Source organism: Pseudoclavibacter chungangensis, from assembly GCF_013410545.1.
Taxonomy (GTDB): domain Bacteria; phylum Actinomycetota; class Actinomycetes; order Actinomycetales; family Microbacteriaceae; genus Pseudoclavibacter; species Pseudoclavibacter chungangensis.
Genome location: NZ_JACCFV010000001.1, coordinates 1,548,966 through 1,575,235 on the forward strand (window position 1 = coordinate 1,548,966; position 26,270 = coordinate 1,575,235).

Sequence of the window (26,270 nt, forward strand, 5' to 3'; positions counted from 1 at the left end):
GGGGTGGGTCATTCGGCGGCGAGCGAGGCGTGTGCCGCCTCGACCACGGCGTCGGCCGTGATGCCGTAGTGCTCGTACAGCACGTCGCCGTCGGCGGAGGCGCCGAAGGTCTCGACGCTCACGCTGCGACCGCGGAGACCGAGGAACGGTGCCCACGTGAGCGCGAGGCCCGCCTCGACGCTCACGCGCGCCGTGACGGCGGCGGGGAGCACGTGCTCGCGGTACGCGTCGTCCTGCTCGGCGAACCACTCGAAGCTCGGCACCGAGACGACGCGCGTCGGCGTGCCCTCGGCCTGCAGGCGCTCGCGCGCCTCGAGCGCGTACTGCACCTCGGAGCCGGTCGCGAGGAGCAGGAGCTCGGGTGCGCCGCCCTCGGCGTCGGCCAGGATGTAGGCGCCACGCGCGGTCAGCTCGGCGGAGCCGAGGGTCGTCGCCGTGCCCTCGCCCTCGCCGCGCTCGAGCACGGGCAGGTCCTGGCGCGAGAGTACGAGCCCGACGGGCCCGCCGTGGCGGCGGAGCGTCTCGAGCCAGGCGGCCGCGGTCTCCGGACCGTCGGCCGGACGCACGATCGCGAGGTTCGGGATCGCGCGGAGCGCCGTGAGCGTCTCGACCGGCTGGTGGGTCGGCCCGTCGCCGCCCAGCGCGATGGAGTCGTGCGTCCAGACGAAGATCGACGGGATGTTCATGAGTGCCGCGAGACGCACGGGCGGACGCATGTAGTCGCTGAAGATGAGGAACGTGCCACCGAACGCGCGCGTCGGGCCGTGCAGCGTGATGCCGTTGAGGATGGCGCCCATCGCGTGCTCGCGGATGCCGAAGTGCAGCACGCGGCCGTAGGGGTCGCCCTTCCACTTCGACGTGGAGTGCTCGGCCGGGATGAACGACGGCGCACCGGGGATCGTCGTGTTGTTCGACCCCGCGAGGTCGGCCGAGCCGCCCCACAGCTCGGGGAGCTGCTCGGCGAGGGCGGCGATCGCCTGCCCGGACGCCTTGCGGGTCGAGACCTTCGCGAGGCCGTCGAAGTCGGGGAGCACGTCGGCGAGCCCCTCCGGGAGCGCCCGTGCCTCGAGGCGGTCGAGCAGTGCCTTGCGCTCGGGGTTGGCCTCGGCCCACGCGTCGAACCCACGCTGCCATTCGGCGTGCGCCTCGGCGGCGCGGGCACCGAGCGAGCGCGTGTACTCGAGCACCTCGGGGGCGACCTGGAAGGTGGCCTCCGGGTCGGCGCCCAGGAGCTCCTTGACGGCGCGCAGTTCGTCGGCGCCGAGCGCCGAGCCGTGGATGTCGCCCGTGTTCTGCTTCGTCGGGCTCGGCCAGCCGATGATGGTCTTGAGGATGATGAGGGTCGGGCGCGAACGCTCCGCCTTGCCCTCCTCGATCGCCGCGGCGAGCGCGGGGACGTCCTCGTGGTACTCGCCACCGCCGAGCCAGTCGACCTCGAGCACCTGCCAGCCGTAGGCCCGGTACCGCTCGGCGACGTCCTCCGTGAACGCGACGTCGGTGTCGTCCTCGATCGAGATGCGGTTCGAGTCGTAGATCGCGATGAGCGAACCGAGCTCCTGGTGCCCGGCGAGCGAGGACGCCTCGCTCGTCACGCCCTCCTGCAGGTCGCCGTCGCCGGCGATGACGTACGTGTAGTGGTCGAAGGGGCTCTCGCCCGCGGGCGCCTCGGGGTCGAACAGACCGCGCTCGTAGCGCTGCGCGTACGCGAAGCCGACGGCCGACGCGAGGCCCTGACCGAGCGGGCCGGTCGTCATCTCGACGTGGTCCGTGTGGCCGTACTCGGGGTGCCCGGGCGTCTTCGAGCCCCACTGGCGGAGCTGCTCGAGGTCCTCGAGCTCGAGGCCGAAGCCGCCGAGGAACAGCTGCGTGTACTGCGTGAGCGACGAGTGGCCCGCCGACAGGATGAACCGGTCGCGACCGATCCAGTGCGGGTCCGAGGGATCGACGCGCAAGACGTGCTGATACAGGAGCGTCGCGACGGGCGCCAGGCTCATCGCCGTGCCCGGGTGGCCGCCCTTCGCCTTCTCGACGGCATCCGCCGCCAACAGGCGCGCCGTGTCCGCGGCCCGTGCATCCGACTCCGACCAGTGAATTCCAGTCACGCTGCATCCTTCGAGGTTCGACCGACATGGATCGAGGCCAAGCGTAGTGCCAGTCCCTCCACGCGCACGCAGTGGATGCGCGCGTGGGACTTCACCGACGAAACGCTTGAGTAGTCCCTCCACGCGCACGCAGTGGATGCGAAAGGGCCCGGCAGGAATGTCCTGCCGGGCCCAGTCCCTCCACGCGCACGCAGTGGATGCACCCTCGGGTCCTCCGGTGACGAGGCGCACGACGACCGTGTGCACTGTGCCGAACACGACACGGCTCACCGGAGGACCCACTCGAGCGCAGCGACGACGTCGAGCCGATCGACGGGCGGGCGAGCCCGATGCGCGGAGCGGATGGAGTAGGATCGGGGGAGCCTACGAGTACAGGACGGGACGGTTTTCGGTTGTCGGTAGATGAAGTGCTCGGGACTCACCGCGCCGTCGAACGTCCGCGTGCAGCACGCCGTCTTCGCGCGTACATCGCGCTCACGAAGCCACGCATCATCGAGCTGCTGCTCGTCACGACGGCGCCCACCATGATCCTCGCCCAGCGCGGCATCCCCGACCTGTGGCTGCTGGCCGGCGTCGTCTTCGGCGGAGCACTCGCGGCCGGCAGCGCGAACGCGTTCAACTGCTACATCGACCGCGACATCGACCGCCTCATGAAGCGCACGGAGAACCGTCCGCTCGTGACGGGCGAGCTCTCGGACCGCGAGGCGCTCGTGTTCGCCTACGTCCTCGGCGTCATCGCGACCGCGGTGCTCTGGCTCGTCGCCAATCCGCTCACGGCGGCACTCGCCGTCGGCGCGATCCTGCTCTACGTCGTGCTCTACACGCTCATCCTGAAGCGCCGGACGGAGCAGAACATCGTCTGGGGCGGCGTCGCCGGCTGCATGCCCGTGCTCATCGGCTGGGCCGGCGTGACGAACTCGCTCTCGTGGGAGCCGTTCATCCTCTTCATGGTCATCTTCCTGTGGACGCCCGCGCACTACTGGCCGCTCTCGGTCAAGTACCGCGAGGACTACGACGCCGCCGGCGTGCCGATGCTCTCGGTGACCGAGGGCGAGACGAGCGTGAGCCTCCAGACGGTGCTCTACGCGTGGGCGACGGTCATGTGCTCGCTGCTGCTCGTCCCCGTCGCGCCGATGGGCTGGGTGTACACGACCGTGGCCGTGCTCGCGGGCGGCTGGTTCGTGTGGGAGTCGCACGTGCTCTACGCACGCACGATCTCCGGCCGCGACCCCAAGCCGATGCGCGTCTTCCACCTCTCGATCACGTACCTCACGCTGCTGTTCCTCGCCGTCGGCATCGACCCGCTCGTTCCGCTCCCGATCATCGGCTGAGCACCGCGCGCCGAGCGGCTGCACTGCGGGACCTCACTCGCGCCTGCGGTACGGGCCCGCCGTGCCGGACCGGACTGCACCGCACCGTCGTCGGCGCCCACGTCGACACACGGACACGGTGGGTGCCGCGGTCCCGACCGACGGTCGGCACGGTGCGGACATCCGACGATGATCGCCGGTGTCGGCCCGTCCGCCCGAACGGTCCCTCGACATCTCGAGGCGCATCGGCGCCGGGGGACCCCGGGCCCACGCGGGGCCACGCCGTCCACGCTCGAACGTCGGCCGCGTCGAACGCGAGCGGCTCGCGGACGACCATTCCACCGACCGTCGAACGGTCACGGGCGAACCGTTCGTGACCGCCGGGAGCGGTCGTCACGCTGCGCGAGGTGCGCCGCCGCGGAGCTCCTACCCCTCGACCCGCTCGGGGTCCGACACCTCGGCCTGTCGCAGCGACGCCGTGCGCCGAACGAGGACGAGCGCGACCGTCACGGTCGCGATCGACACCATGCTGAGCGTCATGTGCACCGACACGAGCACGATCGGCAGACCAGTGCGGGACTGCCAGATGCCGACGACCGCCTGGAGGACGACGAGCGCGAGGAACCCGATCGCCGCTCGCCGCGCACTCGGCATGGCGCGCACCCCCGTCACGATCACGAGCAGGATCGCGAGGCCGAGCAGCACGTATGCCGGGATCGAGTGCGCGTGCTGCATGAACTGCGGGTCGAGGCCGTTCCGCTCGGCGGCGGCATCACCCGCGTGGGGCCCCGAACCCGTCGTGAGTGAACCGACGTAGACCGTGACCCACGTCATGGCGACCGTCGCGACGGCGATCGCGAACGCGAGCCGGTCACCGCGCGTGCCGGGCAGGAGACGGACCGGCGGGACGGGCTCGGCGCGGTACACGCGCACGAGCAACAGTGCGGCGATCGACACGATGAGCGCCGAGATGAGGAAGTGGACGCCGACCGCGTTCGGGTGGAGCTGGAGGAGCACGGTGAGACCGCCGACGATCGCCTGCAGGATCGTCAGGAGACCGACCGCGAGGGCGGGGCGAGCGAGGCGCATCGAGGGCGCGGTGCGCAGGACCGCGAGGAAGGTGAGCAGCGCGACGATGCAGACGACGCCCGTGAGTGTCCGATTGCCCCACTCGATGATGCCGTGGATCCCCATCTCGGGCGTCGGCACGAACGAGTCGGCCGTGCACATCGGCCACGTCGGGCAACCGAGCCCCGAGCCCGTGAGGCGCACGAGCCCGCCCGTCGTCACGATGCCCGATTGGGCGACGACCGAGATCCACGCCATGACCCGCGCGTAGCGTCCGACCGTCGTCGGCATGAGCAGCGCCCGGATCGCGCGGAGGCGGTCCCGGAACGTGCCGCCCCCCGAACCGGTTCGGGACGGTGTCTTGGACGGTGCCGTTGCGAGGTTCACGATCGCCTTTCGTCGGTGCCCGGCTCGCCCCGGCGCGATTCACCGGGGCGGGGGATGTGGCGTAAGCTGGAGACGTCTCCCGCTGCCCTGTGTGGGTCCGCCGATCGGGCGGTGCGCGGGAACACGAGGCCCCCATCCGTCGTTCAAGTCTACGAGACGGATCGACGCCGACGATCGCGAGAGCACGAACAGGCTCGTCGCTTCGCTGGGTGCCGAGTCGAACAGAAATGAGGTTGACATGTCAGATGTCCTGATCGATCGACCCGAGCTCGAAGGCCTCGGCCGCTACGAGTTCGGCTGGAGCGATTCCGACACCGCGGGCGCATCGGCGCGCAGAGGTATCGACGAGGCCGTGGTCACCGACATCTCCCAGCTGAAGTCCGAGCCCGAATGGATGCTCAAGACGCGGCTCAAGGGCTACAAGATGTTCGACCGCAAGCCGATGCCCTCGTGGGGTGCCGACCTGTCGGGAATCGACTTCGACAACATCAAGTACTTCGTGCGCTCCACCGAGCAGCAGGCGCAGACGTGGGACGACCTGCCGGACGACATCAAGGCGACGTACGAGAAGCTCGGCATCCCGGAGGCGGAGCGCCAGCGCCTCGTCGCGGGCGTCGCCGCGCAGTACGAGTCCGAGGTGGTCTACCACCAGATCAACGAGGAGCTCGAGCGCCAGGGTGTCATCTTCATGGACACCGACACGGCGCTCAAGGAGCACCCGGAGTTCTTCGAGGAGTACTTCGGCACGGTCATCCCCGCCGGTGACAACAAGTTCGCGGCGCTCAACACCGCCGTGTGGTCGGGCGGCTCGTTCGTGTACGTGCCGAAGGGTGTGCACGTCGAGATCCCGCTGCAGGCCTACTTCCGCATCAACACCGAGAACATGGGCCAGTTCGAGCGGACGCTCATCATCGCCGACGAGGACAGCTACGTCCACTACATCGAGGGCTGCACGGCCCCGATCTACAAGTCGGACTCGCTGCACTCGGCGGTCGTCGAGATCATCGTGAAGAAGAACGCGCGCGTTCGCTACACGACGATCCAGAACTGGTCGAACAACGTGTACAACCTCGTCACGAAGCGGGCGATCGCCGAGGCCGGCGCCACCATGGAGTGGGTCGACGGCAACATCGGCTCGAAGGTGACGATGAAGTACCCGTCGATCTACCTCATGGGCGAGCACGCGAAGGGCGAGACCATGTCGGTCGCGTTCGCGGGCCCCGGCCAGCACCAGGACGCCGGCGCGAAGATGATCCACTCGGCGCCCTACACCCAGTCCGCGATCACCTCGAAGTCGATCGCCCGCGGCGGCGGCCGTGCGGGGTACCGCGGTGAGGTCCGGGTCGACGCGAACGCGCACCACTCGTCGAACAGCGTCGTGTGCGACGCGCTCCTCGTCGACACGATCTCGCGGTCCGACACGTACCCGGCGATCGACATCCGCGTCGACGACGTGCAGCTCGGCCACGAGGCGACCGTCACGAAGGTCTCGGAGGAGCAGCTGTTCTACCTCATGAGCCGCGGTCTGCCCGAGACCGAGGCGATGGCGATGATCGTGCGCGGCTTCATCGAGCCGATCGCGCGCGAGCTGCCGATGGAGTACGCCCTGGAACTCAACAAGCTCATCGAGATGAGCATGGAAGGATCGGTCGGTTAGATTGACCACGCCCGCACCCACGGACCAGCAGGCACCCGCTCGCATCCAGCCGACCTCGGACCAGGCCGGGTTCGTGCCCGTCCAGGCACGCTCCGAGCGGTTCCGCTCGACCGATCCCGACGCCTTCGCACCCGTCACCGGTCGCGAGGTCGAGTGGCGGTACACGCCGGTCTCGAAGTTCACCGACCTCATCGACGGCGAGCTCGACGGCAGCCGCATCGACCCGTCGGCCCCCGGCGTCGACGGGGTCTCGATCTCCTGGGTCGAGCGGAGCGACGCGCGCTTCGGCTCGACGGGGGAGCCCGAGGACAAGGCGGCCGCTCGCGCGTTCTCGACCGCGTCCGGCGCGACGCTCATCGAGGTGAGCGGCGAGGACGAGAAGGTCGCCGTCGTCGACCGCACGGGCTTCGGGGCGACGCCGCGCGCCGCCCACACGATCATCGACGTGGCCCCGGGGACGCGCGCGCTCCTCATCCTCCGTCACACCGGCGCAGCCCGCCTGTCGGAGAACGTCGAACTCCTCGTCGGCGACGGCGCGAACGTGACCGTCGTCACGCTGCAGGAGTGGGACGACGACGCGGTCCACCTCGCGAACCACATCGCGAACGTCGGCCGCGACGCGTACCTCAAGCACATCGTCGTCTCCTTCGGCGGCGCGATCGTGCGCCTCAACCCGACCGCGCACCTCCGGGGCCGCGGTGCGGACGGCGAACTGTTCGGGCTCTACTTCGCGGACGCGGGGCAGCACCTCGAGCAGCAGGTCTTCATCGACCACGTCGCCCCCAACACCCGCAGCCGCGTCAACTACAAGGGCGCGCTGCAGGGCACGGGTGCACACGGCGTGTGGATCGGCGACGTCCTCATCCAGCAGACCGCCGACGGCACCGACAGCTACGAGCAGAACCGCAACCTCATCCTCTCGGACGGCGCACGCGCCGACTCGGTGCCCAATCTCGAGATCGAGACCGGCAACATCGAGGGGGCCGGGCACGCCTCGGCGACGGGGCGGTTCGACGACGAGCAACTGTTCTACCTCATGGCCCGCGGCATCTCCGAGGCCACGGCACGGCGCATGGTCGTCTTCGGCTTCCTCAACGAGATCGTCCGCGAGATCGGTCACGAGGAGCTCGAGGACCGTCTGCGCGACGTGCTCGAGGAAGAACTCAACCGCTCCACCAACGAGCTCCTGCTCGGGAGCCGTGGATGACCTTCGTCCGTGTGTGTCCCGCCGAGGACGTGCAGGTCGACACCCCGCATCGCGTCGAGATCGACGGACGGCCCATCGCCGTCGTGCGGGACTCGGCCGGGCAGGTCTTCGCGATCGGTGACACGTGCACCCACGGCGACATCTCGCTGAGCGAGGGCTTCGTCGAGGACGACACACTGGAATGCTGGGCCCACGGTTCGAAGTTCTCGCTCCGCACGGGCTGGCCCCTCACCCTGCCGGCGTACGAGCCGGTTCCCGTCTACGGCATCAAGGTCGAGGACGGCGACATCTACATCGACCCCACTCCGACGTTCGAGGAGAAGAACTAGAACATGTCCACGCTGCAGATCACCGACCTCCATGTGAACGTGGAGACCGACCAGGGCACGCGAGAGATCCTCCGCGGCGTCGATCTCACCATCAACCAGGGCGAGGTCCACGCCGTCATGGGCCCGAACGGCTCGGGCAAGTCGACGCTCGCCTACACGATCGCCGGCCACCCGAAGTACGACGTCGTCGGCGGTTCGATCACGCTCGACGGCGAGGACGTCCTCGAGATGTCGGTCGACGAGCGCGCGAAGGCCGGGCTCTTCCTCGCGATGCAGTACCCCGTCGAGATCCCGGGCGTCACGGTCTCGAACTTCCTGCGCACCTCGAAGACCGCCATCGACGGCGAGGCCCCGGCCCTCCGTCCGTGGCTGAAGGAGATGCGTGCGGCGATGGAGAAGCTCCGCATGGACCCGTCCTTCTCGGAGCGCAACGTCAACGAGGGATTCTCGGGCGGCGAGAAGAAGCGCAACGAGATCCTCCAGCTCGAGCTGCTGCGCCCGAAGTTCGCGATCCTCGACGAGACCGACTCGGGCCTCGACGTCGACGCGCTGCGCATCGTCTCGGAGGGCGTGAACCGTGTGAAGGACGAGACGGGCCTCGGCGTCCTGCTCATCACGCACTACACACGCATCCTCCGCTACATCCGCCCCGACTTCGTGCACGTGTTCGTGAACGGCAAGGTGCGCGACCAGGGTGGCCCCGAGCTCGCCGACCGGCTCGAGGACGAGGGCTACGACCGCTACCTGGCCGCCACGCAGGCGGACGCGTAGGCTGCCCCCATGGCGCTCACCTCACTCGACCCGACTCGCTACGACGAGCTCGAAGAGGCACTCAAGGACGTCGTCGACCCCGAGCTGGGGGTCAACATCGTCGACCTCGGCCTGATCTACGACCTCAACTGGGAGGACGAGCTCGACGCACTCGTCATCTCGATGACGCTCACCTCGGCCGGCTGTCCCCTCACGGACGTCATCGAGGAGGAGACGGCGAGGGCCCTCGAGGGACACGTCGACCAGTTCCAGATCAACTGGGTCTGGATGCCGCCGTGGGGCCCCGAGAAGATCACCGACGACGGTCGGGAGATGATGCGGGCCCTCGGGTTCAACATCTGACGCCGACGTGACGGGCCCGGCCGCGGGGAAGCGGCCGGGCCCGTCGTCGTCCGCGGACGCGCCCGGTACGGGCGTCGCCGCCCGCTCGTGTGACCGTCCTGTTTCGCACTCGCTGCCCGCGTAAACCCTGCGTTACGGTCACGCCGTTCCCCCTCGTCCCGAGCTCCCCACGCCCCTATGTTCGGGCAAGCCCGCTCGCGCACGTGACGCGGGAATCGCGAGCGGGGAGCCCACATGAAACTCCTGAAGAACCCGGCGGTCCAGATCGGCACCGCCGCCGTCCTCGGTATCGTCGTCGGCCTGATCGTGGGGGAGTGGGCCGGCAACCTGAAGTTCGTCGGCGATCTGTTCATCCGACTCATCCAGATGGCCATCGTGCCGCTCGTCATGAGCTCGGTCATCGTCGCGACGGGCGCGATGAGTGGCACGGGGATGGGCCGCATGGCGGGCCGCACGTTCGCGTGGATGATCGGCTTCTCGATCGTCGCGGCGCTCCTCGCGTGGGTGATCAGCGTCGTCGTCCGGCCCGGTGCCGGCATCGACTTCTCCGGCGCGACGGATCCCGCACTCGAGGAGTCGGTCGCGGAGCCGACGGGCTGGCAGGACACGATCCTCGGATTCGTCACGACGAACATCTTCGATGCGATGTCGACCGCGACGATGGTGCCGATCATCGTCTTCTCGCTGCTGTTCGGCGGCGCACTCCACGCGTACATCGCGAAGACCGGCAATCGGCTCGTGCTCGACTTCTGCGAGCAGCTCCAACAGATCGTGCTCACGATGATCCGCTTCATCATGGTCGTCGCGCCCGTCGGCGTGTTCTGTCTGCTCGCGAACCTCGCCGGCACGGTCGGATTCTCCGTCGTGACGAGCGCCCTGAAGTACCTCGGCGCGACGCTCCTCGGTGTCGTCGTCCTCTTCGCCCTGTTCGTGCTCGTGGTGTGGCTCCGGACGGGCCTCAACCCGGCCAAGCTGCCGGCGAAGCTCTGGGACCAGACGATGATCGCGATCACGACGACGAGTTCGGCGGTCACGTTCCCGACCGTGCTACGAACGGCGATCGAGCGCATCGGCGTCGGCCGCCCCGTCGCGAACTTCACACTGTCGATCGGCCTCACGATGGGCTCGTACGGGGCCGTGCTGAACTACATGATCGTCGTCATGTTCCTCGCGCAGTCCGGCGACATCGTCCTCGACCCCCGGAGCATCGTGCTCGGGATGGCGCTCGCGATCCTGCTGAACATGGGCACGATCACGGTGCCCGGCGGCTTCCCCGTCGTCGCGATGTTCCTCGCGACCTCGCTCGGTCTGCCGTTCGAGGCCGTCGGGCTCCTCATCGCGGTCGACTGGTTCGCCGGCATCTTCCGCACGTTCCTCAACGTGAACGGTGACACGTTCGTGGCGATGCTCGTCGCGACGGGCTGCGGTGACCTCGACCGCGAGGTCTACGACGGCACGAAGCGGGTCACGGTCGACACGAGCGAGGTCGAGGCCCTCGCGGAACGGATCGAGCGCGCGGACGCCACCGAGTGACGCGTCCAGATTCGCCGTCACACGGTGACGCGCGGCCGACGAGCCGGCGCGCACCGCGGCAGAATCGGTGCATGACCGCGACGCACCTGTTCACCCCGTTCGATCTTCGCGGCACGACGTTCCGTCACCGGCTCTGGGTCTCGCCGATGTGCCAGTACTCGGCCGTCGACGGGGTCCCCGGCGCCTGGCATCTCGTGCACTACGGATCGTTCGCGACCGGCGGGGCCGCGCTCGTCGTGACCGAGAAGACGGCCGTCGTCCCGGAGGGACGCATCTCGCCCGCGTGCACGGGCATCTGGTCGGACGCGCAGCGCGAGGCCTGGCGTCCGATCGTCGCGTTCGCCCACGAGCAGGGTGCACGCATCGGCATCCAACTCGGCCACGCCGGCCGGAAGGCGTCGACCGAGGTGCCGTGGCGGGGCCGCGGCAGCGTGCCGATCGACGACGGCGGCTGGCCCACGGTCGCCCCCTCGCCGCTCGCGTTCGACGGGCTCGCGGCCCCCCGCGCCCTCGGTGAGGACGAACTCCCGGCGCTCGTCGCGGCGTGGCGTGCCGCCGCCGGGCGGGCGGTCGACGCGGGGTTCGACGTCGTCGAGCTCCACTTCGCGCACGGCTACCTCGTGCACCAGTTCCTCTCACCGCTCTCGAACGTCCGCGAGGACGGCTACGGGGGCGATGCCGCGGGGCGGGCCCGGCTCGCGATCGAGATCGCCCGGGCCGTGCGCGACGAGATCGGCCCGAGCGTCCCGCTGTTCGCCAGGGTCTCGGCGACCGATTGGGTGCCGGGTGGTCTCGATGTGGACGACACCGTCAGGATCGCCTCGTGGCTGCGCGAGGCGGGCGTCGACCTCGTCGACGTCTCGGGCGGGGGACTCGACCCGCGTCAACGGATCCCCGAGCTCGCGCCCGGCTACCAGGTGCCGCTCGCGCGCGCCGTCCGGGATGGTGCCGACGTGCCCGTCACCGCCGTCGGCCTGCTCACCACGGGTGCGCAGATGGAGGAGGTGCTCGCGTCGGGCGCCGCGGACGCCGTGTTCGTCGGCCGGGAGCACCTCCGCGACCCGCATCTGCCGCAGCGTGTCGCCCACGAGCTCGGCGACAGCGTCCCGTGGGTGCCGCAGTACGAGCGAGCCGCGTACCGGCAGGGCTGAGCGAGACTCAGGCCGTGGCGGAATCGCTCGCGGACCGGTCGGCGTTCGCGTGGATCGCGTCACGCACGTACGCCGCGAGCCCGCCGGCGACCTCCTCGTAGCCCGCCGCGAAGCGCGGATCCGCGACGTAGAGGTCACCGAGGCGACGGTGGAACTCGTGGTCGCACGCGTAGTAGGTCTCGTCGATGTGGCGTCGGGCTCGCTCCGCGTCCGCGGTCGCCTCGTCCGAGTCGGCGGGGCGCCCGTCGTGCATGGCCGTCGCGAACGCGAGCCGGATCGCGGACTCCTCGGCCGTGATGCGCGTCCAGTCGTCGGCCGTGTAGCGTGCGACCCGCCCGCGCGAGCTGCGCCAGGCGGGGGAGTCCCCCCCACCGCGATCGCGCCTCGTCGACGTGTTCGTCGGGATCGAACTCGCCGAACACCGCCAGTTTCTCCGCGGGGGTGAGCCCAGTCGTTCCTGTCATCGCCGCCTCCAGTGTCGTGTCGATGGCCGCGATGATGCGTGAGAGTCGCACCACTCGGCCCTGCAGGAGCTCGCGCTGCTCCTCGAGTTGCGCGATCTCGTCGGTCGCGGGATGGTCGAGGACCGCGCGGATGCGTTCGAGGGGGAGCCCGAGCTCCCGGTACCCGAGCACCCGCGCGAGCCGGTCGACGTCGGTCGCCGCGTACCGGCGGTGCCCCGAGGCCGTTCGACCGCTCGGGCGGACGAGTCCGATCGCGTCGTAGTGGTGCAGCGTCCGCACCGACACACCGGCCGATGCGGCGACGTCGCCGATCGCGAATCCCTCTTCCTCGTTCATGTCGGCGACGATACGACCTGACGTCACGTGAGGTGCAAGTCCTCGGGCGACCGACGCGGCACGGCCGCGACGAGTCGCGCGAGCTCGGTGCCGGGTGCCGTGAGCACTCCGACGGCGTCGACGACGGCACGCACCATCGCCTCGACCGCGGCCGACGCACGGACGTCGGTCCGTCTCGCGAGACTCACGGTCCGCGTCAGCGTCGGGGCCACGAGCCGATCGGCACGGAGCGAGGGTCTGTCGAGCAACACCATGGCGGGCACGACCGCGACGCCGACACCGCGCTCGACGAACCGCAGCACGGCATCCATCTCCGCCCCCTCGACCGCGACCTCGGGCGTCAGTCCCGCCTCGCGGTAGGCCGCATCCGTCGCGGCGCGCAGGTCGTAGCCCGGGCCGAACACGATCTGCGGCTCGCGCGCGAGCTCCGCGAGCGTGTAGCCGCGCGGATCGGCAGCGCCCGCGCGCGTCGCGGCGCGGACGACGACGAGCTCCTCCGTGAGCAGCGGCGTCCGCTCCGTCGAGGCGGGCAGCTGCGCCCCGGCACGCCCCGTGACGACGAGCGCGAGATCGAGTTCCCCCTCGTCGAGCTGTTCCACGAGCCGACGGGATCCCGCCTCGGACAGGTGCAGCTCGATCCCCGGATGCGCGTCGTGGAACGCGCGCAGCACCTCGGCGACGAGGCTCACGCAGAGCGTCGGCGTCGCGCCGAGCCGCACGCGACCGCGATCGAGCCCCGCGAACGCGGCGATCTCACGCCTCGCCGTCTCCTCGTCGGCGAGCATGCGCCGGGCGAGGGGGAGGAGCGCCTCCCCGGCAGGCGAGAGGGTCGCCCCGCCACGCGAGCGATGGAAGAGCTCCGCGCCGAGCTCGGCCTCCAGCGTGGCGATCTGTCTGCTGAGCGACGGCTGGGCGAGGAAGAGCTCGTCGGCCGCTCGCGTGAAACTGCCGAGCCTCGCCACCGTCGTGAATCCGCGCAACTGTTCGAATCGCATCGTCGCCCTTCCGTCCTTGCATAGCCTACGGCTATGGATCGGACAGGAATCATGCATTGGCCATTCGACATGAGGTCTGCCTAACCTCGTGCGCATGAGCACAACGCACACCTCAGAACGACGGATCGCGACGTCCGTCCTCGTCATCGGAACGGGTGGCGCAGGGTTGCGCGCCGCCATCGAGCTCGCGGAACGCGGCGTCGAGGTCCTCGCGGTCGGCAAGCGCCGCAAGCACGACGCGCACACGACCCTCGCGGCGGGCGGCATCAACGCCGCCCTCGGCACGATGGACCCCGAGGACAGCTGGCAGCAGCACGCCGCCGACACCCTCCGCGAGTCCTACTTCCTCGCCGACCCGGCGATCGTCGAGACGGTCACCAAGAACGCGGCCCGCGGCATCGAGGACCTCGAGCGCTGGGGCATGCCCTTCGCGCGCGAGGCGGACGGCCGCATCAGCCAGCGCTTCTTCGGCGCCCACAAGTACCGCCGCACCGCCTACGCGGGCGACTACACGGGCCTCCAGATGCAGCGCACCCTCGTCCGTCGTGCGACGGAGCTCGACGTGCCCGTCATCGACACCGTCTACATCACGCGCATCCTCGTCGCCGACGGTCGCGTCTTCGGTGCCTGCGGCTTCGACATCGTCGACGGCTCGCCCGTCGTCATCCACGCCGACGCCGTCATCCTCGCCGCGGGCGGTCACACGCGCATCTGGCGTCACACCTCGTCGCGACGCGACGAGAACACGGGCGACTCGTTCCGCCTCGCGGCCCTCGCGGGCGGCCGCATCCGCGACGCGGAGCTCGTGCAGTTCCACCCCTCGGGGCTCCTCGAGCCCGACGACGCGGCCGGAACCCTCGTGTCCGAGGCCGCTCGCGGCGAGGGCGGCATCCTCCGCAACGCCCTGGGCGAGCGCTACATGGAGCGCTACGACGCCGAGCGCATGGAGCTCTCGACGCGCGACCGCGTCGCGCTCGCCGGCTACACGGAGATCGCGGAGGGGCGCGGCACGCCGAAGGGCGGCGTCTACCTCGACGTGTCCCACCTGCCGCGCGAGACGATCTTCGAGAAGCTCCCGCGCGTCTACCGTTCGCTCATCGAGTTGCAGATGCTCGACATCACCGAGCAGGCGATCGAGATCGCGCCCACGGCGCACTACTCGATGGGTGGCGTGTGGGTGCGCGCCGACGACCACGGCACAGGTGTCGACGGGCTCTACGCGATCGGCGAGGCATCGAGCGGCCTGCACGGCGCGAACCGACTCGGCGGCAACTCGCTCATCGAGCTCATGGTCTACGGCCGCATCACGGGCGAGATCGCTGCCGAGTACGCGACGAACCTCGAGCACGTCCGGCGCGATCCGGCCGCGGTGGACGAGGCTCGCGCCGAGATGCAGGGCTTCCTCGCGGGTGACGGGCTCGAGAGCCCGCGTCGCCTGCAGCGCGAGCTGCGCAACGTCATGTCGAAGCACGCGGGCGTCGTGCGCTCCGGTGACGGCCTCGAGGCCGGCCTGCGTGAGCTCGACGCGCTCGAGGAGCGCGCCCGCCACGTCACGGCGCACCCCGACATCGCCGGCTTCGACGATCTCGCGCACACCTTCGATCTGCAGGGCTCGCTCCTCGCCGCCCGCGCGACGCTCGAGTCGGCGATCGCACGCACGGAGACGCGCGGTTGCCACAACCGCTCGGACTTCCCCGAGATCGACGAGTCGCTGCGCGGCAACATGGTCTGGACGCGCGAGGAGGGCGTGACGTTCGAGCCGCTCCCCGAGGCGCCCGAGTCGTTCCGGGACCTCGCGAGCGAGGCGGCCGACGACTCACCCGTCGGCAAGCTCGTCGAGTAGTCGGCGAAACGGTGGGCGGCGGGTCCCGGGGTTCCGCCGCCCACCGGCGGCAGCGGGTTGCCGCTGCCGGCCCGTCGGAGGCCGGTTCGTGCGCGTCGGCGCGCACGAACCGGCCTCATGCCGTCTCGTCCGTGGAGTCCGGATCCCCGAGTCCGCGCGCCGCGAGTGCGTCGCCGACGTCGTCGGCGTGCTTGAGCGAGAGCACGAGCAGCGGGACGACGAGTCGGACGGGCGGGACGCGCACGCCGCGGGCGCGCTGCGCCTCCCTGATCTGGGCCGCGAAGCCCTGGAGGACGGGGATCGTCGCGATCGTGAGCGCGAGGACGAGGCCGACCCGCACCGGGTCGACGCCGAATCGTCGGAAGGGCCCGAGCACGCGGTCCACGACCTCGAGCATCTCGCCCGTGGAGGTCGTGCAGGTGACGAGCGCCGCGAGGAGCAGCACGACGAGCACGCGCGCGGTCCCCGTCAGGGCGGTCGCGAGGGGGAGGAAGAGCATCTGCGTGCCGACGAGGAGCACGATGACCCACCTCGCCGCGAGCACCTGTTCGACGAGCCCCCCGATGCCGAGGCCCGCCACGAGGTAGCCGACGATCGCGACGACGCCCGCGACGACCGTCGGCCACGGGGCCCACGGCAGCACCGAGGAGCCGACCGCGAGGACGGCGAGTGCGGCGAGCTTGACCCCCGCGGGGGCACGGTGCAGGGCGCTCGTCCCGGGACGGTGGAGCGGGATCACGGCAGGGCGGCCAGGTAGTCGGCGACGACGCGCCCGGGCTCTCCCTCGTCGACGAGCCGACCGCCGTCGAAGCGGATCGCGACGTCGCAGCGGCGCGCGAGTGCCGGATCGTGCGTCACGATCACGACGGCGCGCTCGTCCTGCTCGAGCAGGCGATCGGCGATGCGGCGCGCGTTCGCGGCGTCGAGGAACGCGGTCGGTTCGTCGGCCACGACGAGCCCCGGTCGCCTGATGAGGACGCCCGCGAGGGCGAGCAATTGCTTCTGCCCGCCCGAGAGCGCGTAGGCCGACTCGTCCCGACGGCCGGCGAGCCCGATGTCCTCGAGCGCCCGTTCGACGCGCTCGGCGATCTCGGCCTTCGACAGCCCCTGGCCGCGCAGCGAGAGCGCCAGGTCCTCGCCGACGGTCGGGAGGATGAGCTGCACGTCCGGGTTGCTGAACACGAAGCCGACGTGGCGACGAACGGCCGCACCGTCCGCGACCGGATCGAGACCGAGGACGCGGGCGCGCCCCGCGCTCGGCCGCACGAGTCCGTTGAGCGTCCGGACGAACGTCGACTTGCCCGAGCCGTTCGCACCGACGACGGCGATGCGCCGGGCGTCGCTGCGGAACCCGACGTCCCGCAGGACGGGGACGCCGTCGAGGTCGACGTCGACGCCCTCGTAGTCGATGACGGGCGCGCCCTCGACGGGCCCGGCGAGGGCGCCCCGACGCGGACTCACGAACCGGATGCGGACCCGGTCGTGACCGGATCCGGGGTGCGGCCGGAGGAGGCCGTCGTGTTCCAGCGGAAGGCGCGCGGATACGCCTTCCAGAGTGCGAGCACGATGACGGTCGTGAGGACGACCTTGATGAGGTCGCCGGGCAGGAACACGAGCGAGCCGACCGCGGCCTCGCCGAGCGAGAGGCCCATGACCAGTGCCTGCACGGGGACGCCGAACGCGTAGATCACGAGGATGCCGCCGACGATGCTGCCGAGGAGCGTGCGCCACCAATTCGGCCGGGCCGCTCCCGCGCGGACGATGTAACCGATCACGACGACGCCGACGAGCCAGCCGGCGAGGTAGCCGGCCGAGGGGCCCACGAACACGCCGAGCCCACCGCGACCGCCGGCGAGGAGCGGGAGGCCGACCGCGACGAGGGTGAGGAGCGTCGCGACCGATGCCAGGCCACGCCAGGGGCCGAGCACGGCTCCCGCGAGCATGACGCCGAGCGTCTGTCCCGTGATGGGCACGCCGCCGCCGATGCTGACGAGCCCGAGAACGGCGATGAGCGCGGCGAAGATCGCGATACGCGCGAGATCGCCGAGCTCGAGACGGGAGGGAGTGGCCATGTCGACGCCTTCCGATGGAACGGGGTGAACACTCCTGAACGGTGTTCACCAGAACGGTGTTCAGGTTATACGATCGGAGGCGACATGATGGCAGCCGAAGCGTGAGCGTCGATCCCGACGAGCGACGCACCCCACGACGGTCGAGGAACGACCTCGTCCGGGCGACGCTCGAGATCCTCGACGAGCGCGGACTCTCCGAACTGTCGATGCGCAACATCGCCGCCTCACTCGGTGTCCAGGCCTCGGCGCTCTACTGGCACTTCCCGAACAAGCAGTCCCTGCTCGCCGCGGTCGCGGACGTGATCGTGGCCGACGACGACGATCGCCTCGAGGACGATTGGCGAGTCGCCGCGCTCACCGAGGCACGCGCCCTTCGCACACGACTCCTCGCCGTGACCGATGGCGCCGAGCTCGTCGCCTCGGCGCTCGCGCTCGGCCTCGGCGGGGGAGCGGCGGCACTGCGACTGCGCACCGTGTTCGCCCGCCGCGGTTTCGAGCCGGACGCCGCGAGACGGGCGGGTGCGGCGCTCGTGCACTTCGTGCTCGGCCACACCGCGGTCGAACAGCAGCGCGCACAGGCACGAGCGCTCGGTGTCGACATGGCGGACGCGGACGCGGCGGACGCCGTCGCCCCGGCCGACGAGGCGGCGTTCGAGCTGGGGCTGCGGGCCCTCGTCCGAGGCCTCGGGGCGGACGAGCACGACGTCGGAACGGACTGACGTTCGCCGATCGGCCGTGCCGGTGGTCGGGATACCGCCCGTCCGCCCGTTCGTCCGCTCCGGCCAACCGCCCGTGCGCCGGGCGACGGAACGAGGTTCCGATCGTTCGCCGGTGCGGCCGCGCGGGGTCAGGTCAGGAGCGCGAGCCGCTCCACGGCCTCGTGCAGCACCTCGTCCCGCTTGCAGAAGGCGAATCTGACGAGTCCCACGACCATCGCGTGTCGCTCGGGCGCGACGAACGCGGTCACCGGGATCGCGGCGACGCCGACGCGTTCGGGCAGTTCCCGACAGAACGCCTCGGTATCGGTGACCCCGAGGGGCCGGGCGTCCGCGATCGCGAAGTACCCCGCGGCGGGCCTCGACACCACGAAACCGACCCGGTCGAGTCCGTCGCACAGCGGATCGCGTTTCCGTGCGAGCGTGCCGGCGATCTCCGCGAACCGGGCGTCGGGCAGCGCGAGTCCGATGGCCGTCGCGGGCTGGAACGGCGCGCCGCCGACGTAGCTGAGGAACTGCTTGACGCTCTGGATCGCGGTCACGAGGGGTGCCGGTGCCGTCAGCCATCCGATCTTCCAGCCCGTCGTGCTGAACGTCTTGCCGCCCGAGGAGATCGTGACGGTGCGTTCCGCTGCGCCGGGCAGTGTCGCGATCGGGACGTGCGGACCGTCGAACACGAGGTGCTCGTACACCTCGTCGGTCACGATGAGCGCGTCGTGCCGCGTCGCGAGGTCGACGACGAGCTCGCGGTCCCGAGGCGTGAGGCGTGCGCCCGTCGGATTGTGCGGATCGTTCACGAGCAGGATGCGTGTACGGTCCGTGACGGCCGCGCGCAGTGCGTCGTGGTCGAGCGCGAACGTCGGTGCCCGCAGCGGAACGGGGACGAGGGTGGCACCCGCGAGCGCGACGAGTGCACCGTAGGCGTCGTAGGCGGGCTCGAGGACGACGACCTCGTCGCCGGGACCGCACAGCGCGAGGATCGTCGCCGCGAGGGCCTCGGTCGCGCCGACCGTGACGAGCACCTCGGTGTCGGGGTCGACGTCGAGCCCGTACCAGTGCGCCTGATGGTCGGCGATCGCGGTGCGCAGTGGCGCGGTGCCGCGTCCCGGTGGGTACTGGTTGTCGCCCGCGAGGATCGCGGCGGCCGCGGCGTCGAGGACTTCTCGCGGCCCGGGCTCGTCGGGGAAGCCCTGGCCGAGGTTGAGCGCACCAGTCGAGGTCGCGAGTGCACTCATGGTGGCGAACACGGTGGCCTGGACGGCCCCGTCGTCGCCGAGAAGACCCGCTCCCTGCGCCGTCCGGCGCCACGGCCCGTCGATACTCGTCATGCCCCGAGGCTAGAACACCCCACCGCCCTACCCCGCCCCGCCCCACGAAATAAAGCCGGGTTGTTGCTACCGGGCCCGCGGCCCGGTAGCAACAACCCGGCTTTCTGTGAGCGACATCGGGCTCCACTCCCTGACCGACGGCGTGCCAGGGCGAAAGACGTGCTCAGCCGAACCGGCGGCAGGACCCGCCGGCCGAGCGAGACCGCACTGGACCCGCCAACCGAACGATCCCGCGCCGACCCGGCACTCGAGCGAGAGCGAACCGGACCCGCCAGCTGAGCGACGTCGCGCAGGTACTCACGATCTGGCGGAGCGGATGCAGCTCCGGAATCGGGCGGCCAGCCGACTCCGACGACGGCAAAAAGCCGGGTTGTTGCTACCCGGCCCCGGGCCCGGTAGCAACAACCCGGCTTGATTCGGGAGTGTGAGTGCGGGAGGCAGGCGCGGCCGCTCGGGAGGCGCGGCCACTCGGGGGGGGGGGGGGGGGGGGACGCGGCGGCTCGGGACGGAGGCACGGCCGCTCGGGAGGGGCGGCGGGGGCGTCAGGGGAGGAGTTCCACCTCGGTGAACGCGACCGTCTCGGTCGTGCGGTTCTCGACGCGGTGGCGGGCACCCGCTGGACGGTCGTAGGGGACACCCACCCGGAGCGCCGTCTCGAGCACCGTCCCGTCCGACTGCACGACCGTCATCGCCCCGTCGACGAGCGGGACGACGACGTAGTCGTACTCGTGGAGGTGCTCGGGGATCGCACCGCCCGGCTCGATCGTCCACGTCGTCACCCGTGTGCGATCCGACTCGATGTGGACACGTCCGTCGCTCATCGGCGACCTCCCTCGGTGTTCGGGTCGGCGCTCCGCCGCGCGAGGCGCCGACCGATGATCTCGTGTTCGAGCGCGAGGTACGCATCGGCGACGAACCCCGCCGACTCCACGGGCCGACCCGTCACCTCCGCCAGTTTCGCGAGACGATAGCGCACCGTGTTCGCGTGCACGAAGAGCGCGGCCGCCGTCTCGCCGACGTGCTGGTCGCACGCCAGGTAGGTCACGAGCGTCTCGTGCAGATCGGCCTCGTCGATCGGATCGAGGAGCTTGCGGCGCAGCCCACGCGCGCCCGTGCCGTCCGCGTGCGCGAGGAGCCACGTGGCGAACGTCATCCGGTCGAAGCGGATCGTCACGGGCGCCACCTCGGCATCGATGCCCCGGGCGGCACGGCCGCGTGTCGCGGCGATCTCGAGCGCCGTCTCGGCGTCACGGAACGCGCGGGGAGCGTCGCCGAGGCGTCCGAACGGTGCCGAGACACCGACGTCGAGCTGCTTGCCGATCTGGCGCAGCCACCGCTCCGAGATCTGCGCGGCCGGGACGAGCGCGACGACCGTGGGGGAGTCGTAGCCCATGCGGCGCCGGGCGACGAGGCGCGGGATGCCCTGCCCGTGCGACGCGTCGATGATGCGCGACAGGCGCGCCTCGCCACCGATCGTTCCCGTCGAGTCGACGGGCACCGACGCGACGACCGCCATGACGGGCGTGAACGCGTCGAAGCCGTGCAGCACGAGCCGCTGCCACGAGCGGTGCTCGCGTGACGCGGGGACGCCGTCCTCGATCGTCGACAGCAGCCGTTCCGTCTCGCGACGGTGCTGCTCCTCGAGGCTGCGGCTCACCCCGCCGAGTGCCGCGAGCACCCGTTCCGCCGCGTCGACGACCGTGTCCGACGACCAGGCGAGATCGACGTCCTTCGAGGCGAGCGCGAGCCACCAGCCGTCGTCGATCGCCCGCACGCGCTTGACCCGCACGAACCACCGACCCACCTGCAGCTCGGCATCGTCCGCCCCCGTGCGGACGATCTCGTCCCAGATGAGGTGCGCGGCGGCAGGGCCCGAGGACGCCGTCGACTCGCCGTCACCGTCGTAGAGGATCGCGGACCCCTCGACGAGTGTCGCGAGTTCGGCGACGATCCGACCGAGCGGTTCAGGAGCCGTCATGGCGTCGAGCAGACGCCTCGTGACGTCGAGCGCGGCGGGAGCTGCGTCGCGTCCTGTCGCGTCCCGCCCGCTCGTGCGCCCGTGTTCGACGGTCATGCGTCACCGGATCGGGCGGGGGAGGAACATTCCTGGAGACTACCCTGCCCGATCACGCGACTCCCGTCCCGCCCGTCCGTCCGGCGCCGCCTCGCCCGCCGTTCCGGGGGGATGTGGGATTCTCCAAGCGAACGCCGACGATGTTTGACGTGCTCCAGTGACCGTCGGCATCGACGACCCGCACCATGGTGCACACCTGCGGTCCGGCAACGACGCCCGACAACTGGTCCGACGATGAACCGAAAGGATCTCGATGTCTCAACTCCGAGTCGCCGTCGATGTGGGCGGCACTTTCACCGATGTCTGTATTTTCGACGACGACACCAAGGACATGCGTGTCACCAAGGTGCCGTCGACACCGAGCGACCCCATGGTCGCGGTCATGAACGGCGTCGAGCGCGGGGAGATCGACCTGCGCGACGTCACCCTGTTCTCGCACGGGACGACCGTCGCGACGAACGCGCTCATCACCCGACAGTTCCCGGCCGCCGCGCTCGTCACGACGGAGGGATTCCGCGACGTGATCGAGATCCGTGACGGCACGAAGGACGATCTCTGGGACGCGTACAACGACGTGTCCGGCCCGTACATCCGCCGACGCGACCGTTTCGAGGTGCCCGAGCGCATCGACTACGCCGGGCGCATCGTGACGCCGCTCGACGAGGACGCCGCGCGGCGTCTCGCGGCGCTCATCCGCAAGCGCGGCACCCGCACGATCGCGGTGTGCTTCATCAACTCGTTCGCGAATCCGGCGCACGAGCTGCGCATGCGCGAGATCCTCGAGGAGGAGATCCCGGACGCGTCCATCACGACCTCGACCGAGATCCTGCCCGAGATCTTCGAGTACGAGCGCTTCAACACGGCCGTGTCGAACGCGGTGCTCGCCCCGCTCGTGTCGGGGTACGTGAGCAGGCTGGGGGAGCGGCTGCACGAGGGCGGTTACGACGGCGACCTGCTGCTGCTCCACTCCGGTGGCGGATCGATGACCCCCCGGACGGTGGAGAAGTACCCCGTGCGCCTCGCCGCGTCGGGCATCGCCGCGGGAGCCATCTCGGCGAAGCACATCGCGCAACAGTGCGGCTACCCGAACGCCGTGAGCCTCGACATGGGCGGCACCTCGACGGACATCGCGCTCGTCGCGGACGGCGAACTGCGCGTCACGAAGGAGTGGCAGGTCGAGTACGGCCACCCGATCATCTTCCCGTCGATCGAGGTGCTCACGATCGGGGCGGGCGGCGGCTCGCTCGCTCACATCGACATCGCGGGCTCCCTCCGCAACGGTCCGCAATCGGCGGGCGCCGACCCCGGGCCCGCGTGTTACGACACGGGCGGCACGCAGCCGACGAACACCGACGCGAACGTCGTGCTCGGTCGACTCGGCACCTCGCTCGCGGGCGGCGCGAAGCAGCTCGACGCCGCGCGCGCGGCGGCGGCCGTCACCGAGGTCATCGCGAAGCCGCTCGGCCTCGAACTCGCGGAGGCGGCGCACGCGATCGTGCAGGTCGCGAACGCGAACATGGCGGACGCGGTGCGGCTCGTGTCGATCCGCCGCGGATACGACCCGCGCGACTTCGCCCTGCTCGCGTTCGGTGGCGCCGGCGCGCTGCACGGCGCGGACGTCGCGCGCGAACTCGGGATCCCGACCGTCGTCGTGCCGCCGAACCCCGGCGTCACCTCGGCCATGGGGTGTCTGCTCGTCGACATCCGGCATGACCTCTCGCAGATGTTCACGGGGCTCGCCTCGCAGACCGACCCCGACGAGCTCGAGGAGGCGTTCACGGCCCTCGAGACCGAGGCGTCCGCGCGGCTCCGGCACGAGGGTGTCGCGGAGGAGAACGCCGTGCTGCAGCGACAGGTGTCGATGCGCTACCGCGGCCAGTGGCGCTCGCTGTCGGTACCGATCGGATCCGGGCCGGGCTCGCTCGAGCAGGCCGTCGAGTCGTTCCACTCCCAGCACGAGCGGGAGTTCGCGTACCGCAACGACGCGACGCCCGTCGAGATCTACCAGCTCCAGCTCACGGCGGTCGGGACGACACCGAAGCCCGTCTTCACGCCGAAGCAGCGCACGGCTCGTCGGGCACCGGATCCCGTCGAGACGCGCGACGTCTACTTCGGCGACACCGGCTGGGTGGCGACCCCCGTGTACGACCGCGACCTGCTGCCCGCCGGCACGCGCCTCGACGGCCCGGCCATCATCAACCAGCTCGACTCCACCACCGTCGTCCCGCCCGGCACGCTCGCCGAGATCGACGAGTGGCTCAACATCCGCATCCACCTCGGGGAGGACCAGCGATGACCATCACAGAATCCGACGCCACACGCACCGACAGGCTCGATCCCGTCACGTTCGAGGTGCTGAAGAACGCCTTCGCGACGAGCGTCGACCTCATGAGCGAGCAGATCCTGCGCACCTGCTACTCGTTCGTCATCTACTCGCGCGACTTCTCGTCGGCCCTGTGCGACGCCGAGGGCAACACGGTCATGCAGGGCTCGGGAGACATCGCGGTCCACGTCGGCACGCTGCACTTCCAGTGCAAGGCCGTCATCGAGCAGTTCGGCGACGACATCCACCCGGGCGACGTCTTCGCGATCAACGACCCGTACCGCGGTGGGACGCACTTCAACGACGTGTCGTTCATCCGCCCGATCTTCGCGGACGGACGCATCATCGCGTTCTCCCAGAACAAGGGTCACTGGGCGGACATCGGCGGTGTCGTGCCGGGCTCGTTCTACGTCAACGCGGTCGACCACTTCGGTGAGGGGCTGCGCATCACACCCGTCCGCATCTGGTCGAAGGGCGTGTTCTTGCACGACGTCGCGCAGTTGCTCGTGTCGAACACCCGCGCCCCCGAGCAGGCGATGGGTGATCTGCACGCCCAGTCGGAGGCGACCGCGGTCTGCGAGCGGGAGGTGCTGCGACTCGTCCACCGGTACGGGACGGACACCGTCACGGCCGCGATGACCGAGACGCAGGACTACGTCGAACGAACCGTGCTCCGCCGCCTCGAGGGCCTTCCGAAGGGCACGTGGGAGACGGCCGACTACATCGACCTCGACCCCGGCAAGGGGGAGGGGCTCGTGCCGATCCGCATCAAGCTGACGCTCGACGGCTCGGGCATCCACTACGACCTCAACGGCTCGGCCGAGGCCGTCGAGACCTTCCTCAACTCGGGCTACGGCACGACGTTCTCGGCGATCTACGCGGGGACGAAGACCTTCTTCCCCGAGGTGCCGTTGAACTCGGGCTTCTACGCCGCCGTCACGGCGGACATCGGCCCCGAGGGGACGGTCGTGAACGCGGGGTGGCCCCACGCGGTGACCGGATTCTGCTCCGGCCCATACGAGAAGATCATGAACGCGATCTTCGAGATCTGGTCGCAGATCATGCCCGAGCGCGCCATGGCCTGTGCGTTCAACCTCGAGTACCTGCTCGTCGGCGGGCGGGATGCCCGGGACGACGGCAAGCCGTACTTCATGTGGTACGACTGGATGGCCGGCGGCTGGGGTGGGCGCGCGACGAAGGACGGCTCCGGCGCGACCGCGCCCGTTTTCGGTCCGGGCCTCGCCGTGCAGCCCCTCGAGGGACAGGAGCGCCTGTCGCCCGTTCTGACCTCGGTGCACCAGATCGCGGTCGACTCGGGTGGCCCCGGCCGGTTCCGCGGCGGCTGCGGCATCGAGAAGGGCGGCATGCTCACGGACGCCGAGGCCACCGTCATGAGCTACTGCTGCGACCGTGCCCGGTCGATCACGTGGGGCATCGAGGGCGGTCTCCCCTCGATCCCGCACGGGGTATGGCTCAATCGCGGCACGCCCGAGGAGCGGTTCCTCGGGTCGAACTTCTCGTCCGTCCCGATCGAGCCCGGCGACAGCTTCGTCCGCCCGTCGGCGGGCGGCGGCGGATTCGGTGACCCGCTCGAACGCGACCCGGACGCCGTGCTCGAGGACGTCATCGACGGCTACGTCTCCGTCGAGCGCGCCGAGGCCGACTACGGGGTCGTCGTGATCGTGCGCGATCGTGAGCTCGACGACATCGTGCTCGACGAGGACGCGACCGCGAGCGCACGCGACCACATCCGCGCGGCACGACGCGGGTGGCTCGACGAGTCGCCCGAGGCGATCGCGGAGCGGTACCGCTCGGGGGAGCTCGGCATGCTCGACGTCATCCGGCGGCACGGCGTGATCCTCGACTGGGGATCGGGCGAGCTGTTCCCCAACTCCACCGCGCAGTACCGGGAGCTCCTCGAACGGCGCTCGGCGCGGCACTGGCACTGATCGCGCTCCGGTCCGTCCCGAGGGACGGACCGGAGCCGGCGGCCGTCGGGACACCCGCGGCCGCCGGCGGGAGGTGCGATCTCCGTGACGTCGCGGCGGCGTGCCGCATCGGCGTCACGGCCGAACGGTGACACGGCACCGACGGCCACCCCATCGCGAATCGATCGTGCCGACCTCAACGGCGAGGACGGCCCGATTGTGCAAGCGACAGAACTCCGCCCGGAATGTTCCAGCCGATGCACAGTATGACCCCGCGATTCGACACACAACAATGAAATCCGATGACGGACGTCCTCTTCGTCCGTCGCACCCC

22 protein-coding genes and 1 pseudogene are annotated in these 26,270 nt (G+C 70.5%); 12 read left to right on the forward strand and 11 right to left on the reverse strand.

The features are described 5' to 3' along the window. Positions 1–8: 8 nt before the first annotated feature. Positions 9–2,102, reverse strand: a complete 2,094-nt coding sequence (gene tkt / locus HNR16_RS06995) for a transketolase (protein ID WP_158040263.1) — start codon at positions 2,100–2,102, stop codon at positions 9–11. Between the two features lie 407 nt (positions 2,103–2,509). Here tkt and HNR16_RS07000 point away from each other — a divergent pair, with 407 nt between their 5' ends. After that, entirely contained in the window at positions 2,510–3,433 is a 924-nt protein-coding gene (locus tag HNR16_RS07000; protein ID WP_225737832.1) for a heme o synthase, read from the forward strand. Between the two features lie 405 nt (positions 3,434–3,838). On the opposite strand, the gene HNR16_RS07005 is transcribed toward HNR16_RS07000, so the two are convergent. Beyond that, the gene (locus HNR16_RS07005) at positions 3,839–4,867 is read right to left on the reverse strand and encodes a COX15/CtaA family protein (RefSeq protein WP_225737826.1); all 1,029 of its coding nucleotides are present in this window, start codon (positions 4,865–4,867) and stop codon (positions 3,839–3,841) included. 238 nt (positions 4,868–5,105) lie between these two features. On the opposite strand from HNR16_RS07005, the gene sufB reads away from it, so the two are divergent. The 7 genes from sufB to HNR16_RS07040 all read left to right on the forward strand — a co-directional run bounded on the left by sufB (position 5,106) and on the right by HNR16_RS07040 (position 11,857). Further along, on the forward strand, positions 5,106–6,524 hold the full coding sequence (gene sufB, locus HNR16_RS07010; protein ID WP_158040261.1) for a Fe-S cluster assembly protein SufB: 1,419 nt from the start codon (positions 5,106–5,108) through the stop codon (positions 6,522–6,524). Between the two features lies 1 nt (position 6,525). Continuing rightward, a complete protein-coding gene (gene sufD / locus HNR16_RS07015) occupies positions 6,526–7,731 on the forward strand; it encodes a Fe-S cluster assembly protein SufD (protein ID WP_158040260.1) in 1,206 nt (401 codons plus the stop codon). Then, a complete protein-coding gene (locus HNR16_RS07020; RefSeq protein ID WP_158040259.1) occupies positions 7,728–8,060 on the forward strand; it encodes a non-heme iron oxygenase ferredoxin subunit in 333 nt (110 codons plus the stop codon). Before sufD ends, HNR16_RS07020 begins: the two co-directional genes overlap by 4 nt. Before the next feature lie 3 nt (positions 8,061–8,063). Next, complete coding sequence (sufC, locus tag HNR16_RS07025; protein WP_158040258.1) at positions 8,064–8,831, forward strand: Fe-S cluster assembly ATPase SufC; 768 nt, start codon at positions 8,064–8,066, stop codon at positions 8,829–8,831. 9 nt (positions 8,832–8,840) lie between these two features. Beyond that, complete coding sequence (locus HNR16_RS07030; protein ID WP_158040257.1) at positions 8,841–9,173, forward strand: metal-sulfur cluster assembly factor; 333 nt, start codon at positions 8,841–8,843, stop codon at positions 9,171–9,173. A gap of 234 nt (positions 9,174–9,407) precedes the next feature. Further along, the gene (locus HNR16_RS07035; RefSeq protein WP_158040256.1) at positions 9,408–10,706 is read left to right on the forward strand and encodes a dicarboxylate/amino acid:cation symporter; all 1,299 of its coding nucleotides are present in this window, start codon (positions 9,408–9,410) and stop codon (positions 10,704–10,706) included. A gap of 71 nt (positions 10,707–10,777) precedes the next feature. Continuing rightward, complete coding sequence (locus tag HNR16_RS07040; RefSeq protein ID WP_158040255.1) at positions 10,778–11,857, forward strand: NADH:flavin oxidoreductase/NADH oxidase; 1,080 nt, start codon at positions 10,778–10,780, stop codon at positions 11,855–11,857. A gap of 7 nt (positions 11,858–11,864) precedes the next feature. Here the strand turns inward: HNR16_RS07040 and HNR16_RS18175 are convergent, their stop codons facing one another. The 3 genes and pseudogenes from HNR16_RS18175 to HNR16_RS07050 form a co-directional block, all read right to left on the reverse strand. Beyond that, the gene (locus HNR16_RS18175; RefSeq protein ID WP_244960704.1) at positions 11,865–12,308 is read right to left on the reverse strand and encodes a TipAS antibiotic-recognition domain-containing protein; all 444 of its coding nucleotides are present in this window, start codon (positions 12,306–12,308) and stop codon (positions 11,865–11,867) included. 139 nt (positions 12,309–12,447) lie between these two features. Then, positions 12,448–12,657: pseudogene (locus HNR16_RS18995) on the reverse strand (MerR family transcriptional regulator); the annotation flags it as partial. A gap of 23 nt (positions 12,658–12,680) precedes the next feature. Then, entirely contained in the window at positions 12,681–13,652 is a 972-nt protein-coding gene (locus HNR16_RS07050; RefSeq protein ID WP_158040254.1) for a LysR family transcriptional regulator, read from the reverse strand. 94 nt (positions 13,653–13,746) lie between these two features. Here HNR16_RS07050 and HNR16_RS07055 point away from each other — a divergent pair, with 94 nt between their 5' ends. Beyond that, positions 13,747–15,495: an L-aspartate oxidase gene (locus tag HNR16_RS07055; RefSeq protein ID WP_158040253.1), complete on the forward strand. Its 1,749-nt coding sequence runs from the start codon at positions 13,747–13,749 to the stop codon at positions 15,493–15,495. Between the two features lie 115 nt (positions 15,496–15,610). On the opposite strand, the gene HNR16_RS07060 is transcribed toward HNR16_RS07055, so the two are convergent. The 3 genes from HNR16_RS07060 to HNR16_RS07070 are packed head-to-tail and all read right to left on the reverse strand — an operon-like array spanning position 15,611 to position 17,567. Beyond that, positions 15,611–16,234: a CbiQ family ECF transporter T component gene (locus HNR16_RS07060; protein ID WP_158040252.1), complete on the reverse strand. Its 624-nt coding sequence runs from the start codon at positions 16,232–16,234 to the stop codon at positions 15,611–15,613. Further along, a complete protein-coding gene (locus tag HNR16_RS07065) occupies positions 16,231–16,956 on the reverse strand; it encodes an energy-coupling factor ABC transporter ATP-binding protein (RefSeq protein WP_225737825.1) in 726 nt (241 codons plus the stop codon). Before HNR16_RS07065 ends, HNR16_RS07060 begins: the two co-directional genes overlap by 4 nt. Then, positions 16,953–17,567, reverse strand: a complete 615-nt coding sequence (locus tag HNR16_RS07070; RefSeq protein ID WP_158040251.1) for a biotin transporter BioY — start codon at positions 17,565–17,567, stop codon at positions 16,953–16,955. Before HNR16_RS07070 ends, HNR16_RS07065 begins: the two co-directional genes overlap by 4 nt. 101 nt (positions 17,568–17,668) lie before the next feature. On the opposite strand from HNR16_RS07070, the gene HNR16_RS07075 reads away from it, so the two are divergent. Next, on the forward strand, positions 17,669–18,286 hold the full coding sequence (locus HNR16_RS07075) for a TetR/AcrR family transcriptional regulator (RefSeq protein WP_225737824.1): 618 nt from the start codon (positions 17,669–17,671) through the stop codon (positions 18,284–18,286). A gap of 128 nt (positions 18,287–18,414) precedes the next feature. Here the strand turns inward: HNR16_RS07075 and HNR16_RS07080 are convergent, their stop codons facing one another. From HNR16_RS07080 to HNR16_RS07090, 3 genes are all read right to left on the reverse strand, one after another. Next, a complete protein-coding gene (locus tag HNR16_RS07080) occupies positions 18,415–19,611 on the reverse strand; it encodes an aminotransferase class I/II-fold pyridoxal phosphate-dependent enzyme (protein WP_158040250.1) in 1,197 nt (398 codons plus the stop codon). A 542-nt stretch (positions 19,612–20,153) separates the two neighbouring features. Then, the gene (locus tag HNR16_RS07085; RefSeq protein WP_179558146.1) at positions 20,154–20,432 is read right to left on the reverse strand and encodes a cupin domain-containing protein; all 279 of its coding nucleotides are present in this window, start codon (positions 20,430–20,432) and stop codon (positions 20,154–20,156) included. After that, positions 20,429–21,685, reverse strand: a complete 1,257-nt coding sequence (locus HNR16_RS07090; protein ID WP_158040249.1) for a PucR family transcriptional regulator — start codon at positions 21,683–21,685, stop codon at positions 20,429–20,431. Before HNR16_RS07090 ends, HNR16_RS07085 begins: the two co-directional genes overlap by 4 nt. Before the next feature lie 253 nt (positions 21,686–21,938). Here HNR16_RS07090 and HNR16_RS07095 point away from each other — a divergent pair, with 253 nt between their 5' ends. Next, a complete protein-coding gene (locus tag HNR16_RS07095) occupies positions 21,939–23,981 on the forward strand; it encodes a hydantoinase/oxoprolinase family protein (protein ID WP_158040248.1) in 2,043 nt (680 codons plus the stop codon). Further along, on the forward strand, positions 23,978–25,957 hold the full coding sequence (locus HNR16_RS07100) for a hydantoinase B/oxoprolinase family protein (RefSeq protein ID WP_158040247.1): 1,980 nt from the start codon (positions 23,978–23,980) through the stop codon (positions 25,955–25,957). The genes HNR16_RS07095 and HNR16_RS07100 overlap by 4 nt, the downstream gene beginning before the upstream one ends. Positions 25,958–26,270: the final 313 nt, after the last annotated feature.

Coding starts and splice junctions, on each gene's coding strand:
- sufC (WP_158040258.1), top strand. CDS start 8,064: ATGTCCACGCTGCAGATCACCGACCTCCATGTGAACGTGGAGACCGAC.
- sufB (WP_158040261.1), top strand. CDS start 5,106: ATGTCAGATGTCCTGATCGATCGACCCGAGCTCGAAGGCCTCGGCCGC.
- HNR16_RS07080 (WP_158040250.1), bottom strand. CDS start 19,611: ATGACGAGTATCGACGGGCCGTGGCGCCGGACGGCGCAGGGAGCGGGT.
- HNR16_RS07040 (WP_158040255.1), top strand. CDS start 10,778: ATGACCGCGACGCACCTGTTCACCCCGTTCGATCTTCGCGGCACGACG.
- HNR16_RS07050 (WP_158040254.1), bottom strand. CDS start 13,652: ATGCGATTCGAACAGTTGCGCGGATTCACGACGGTGGCGAGGCTCGGC.
- HNR16_RS07035 (WP_158040256.1), top strand. CDS start 9,408: ATGAAACTCCTGAAGAACCCGGCGGTCCAGATCGGCACCGCCGCCGTC.
- HNR16_RS07055 (WP_158040253.1), top strand. CDS start 13,747: ATGAGCACAACGCACACCTCAGAACGACGGATCGCGACGTCCGTCCTC.
- HNR16_RS07090 (WP_158040249.1), bottom strand. CDS start 21,685: ATGACCGTCGAACACGGGCGCACGAGCGGGCGGGACGCGACAGGACGC.
- HNR16_RS07085 (WP_179558146.1), bottom strand. CDS start 20,432: ATGAGCGACGGACGTGTCCACATCGAGTCGGATCGCACACGGGTGACG.
- HNR16_RS07020 (WP_158040259.1), top strand. CDS start 7,728: ATGACCTTCGTCCGTGTGTGTCCCGCCGAGGACGTGCAGGTCGACACC.
- HNR16_RS07095 (WP_158040248.1), top strand. CDS start 21,939: ATGTCTCAACTCCGAGTCGCCGTCGATGTGGGCGGCACTTTCACCGAT.
- HNR16_RS07070 (WP_158040251.1), bottom strand. CDS start 17,567: ATGGCCACTCCCTCCCGTCTCGAGCTCGGCGATCTCGCGCGTATCGCG.
- HNR16_RS07100 (WP_158040247.1), top strand. CDS start 23,978: ATGACCATCACAGAATCCGACGCCACACGCACCGACAGGCTCGATCCC.
- HNR16_RS07030 (WP_158040257.1), top strand. CDS start 8,841: ATGGCGCTCACCTCACTCGACCCGACTCGCTACGACGAGCTCGAAGAG.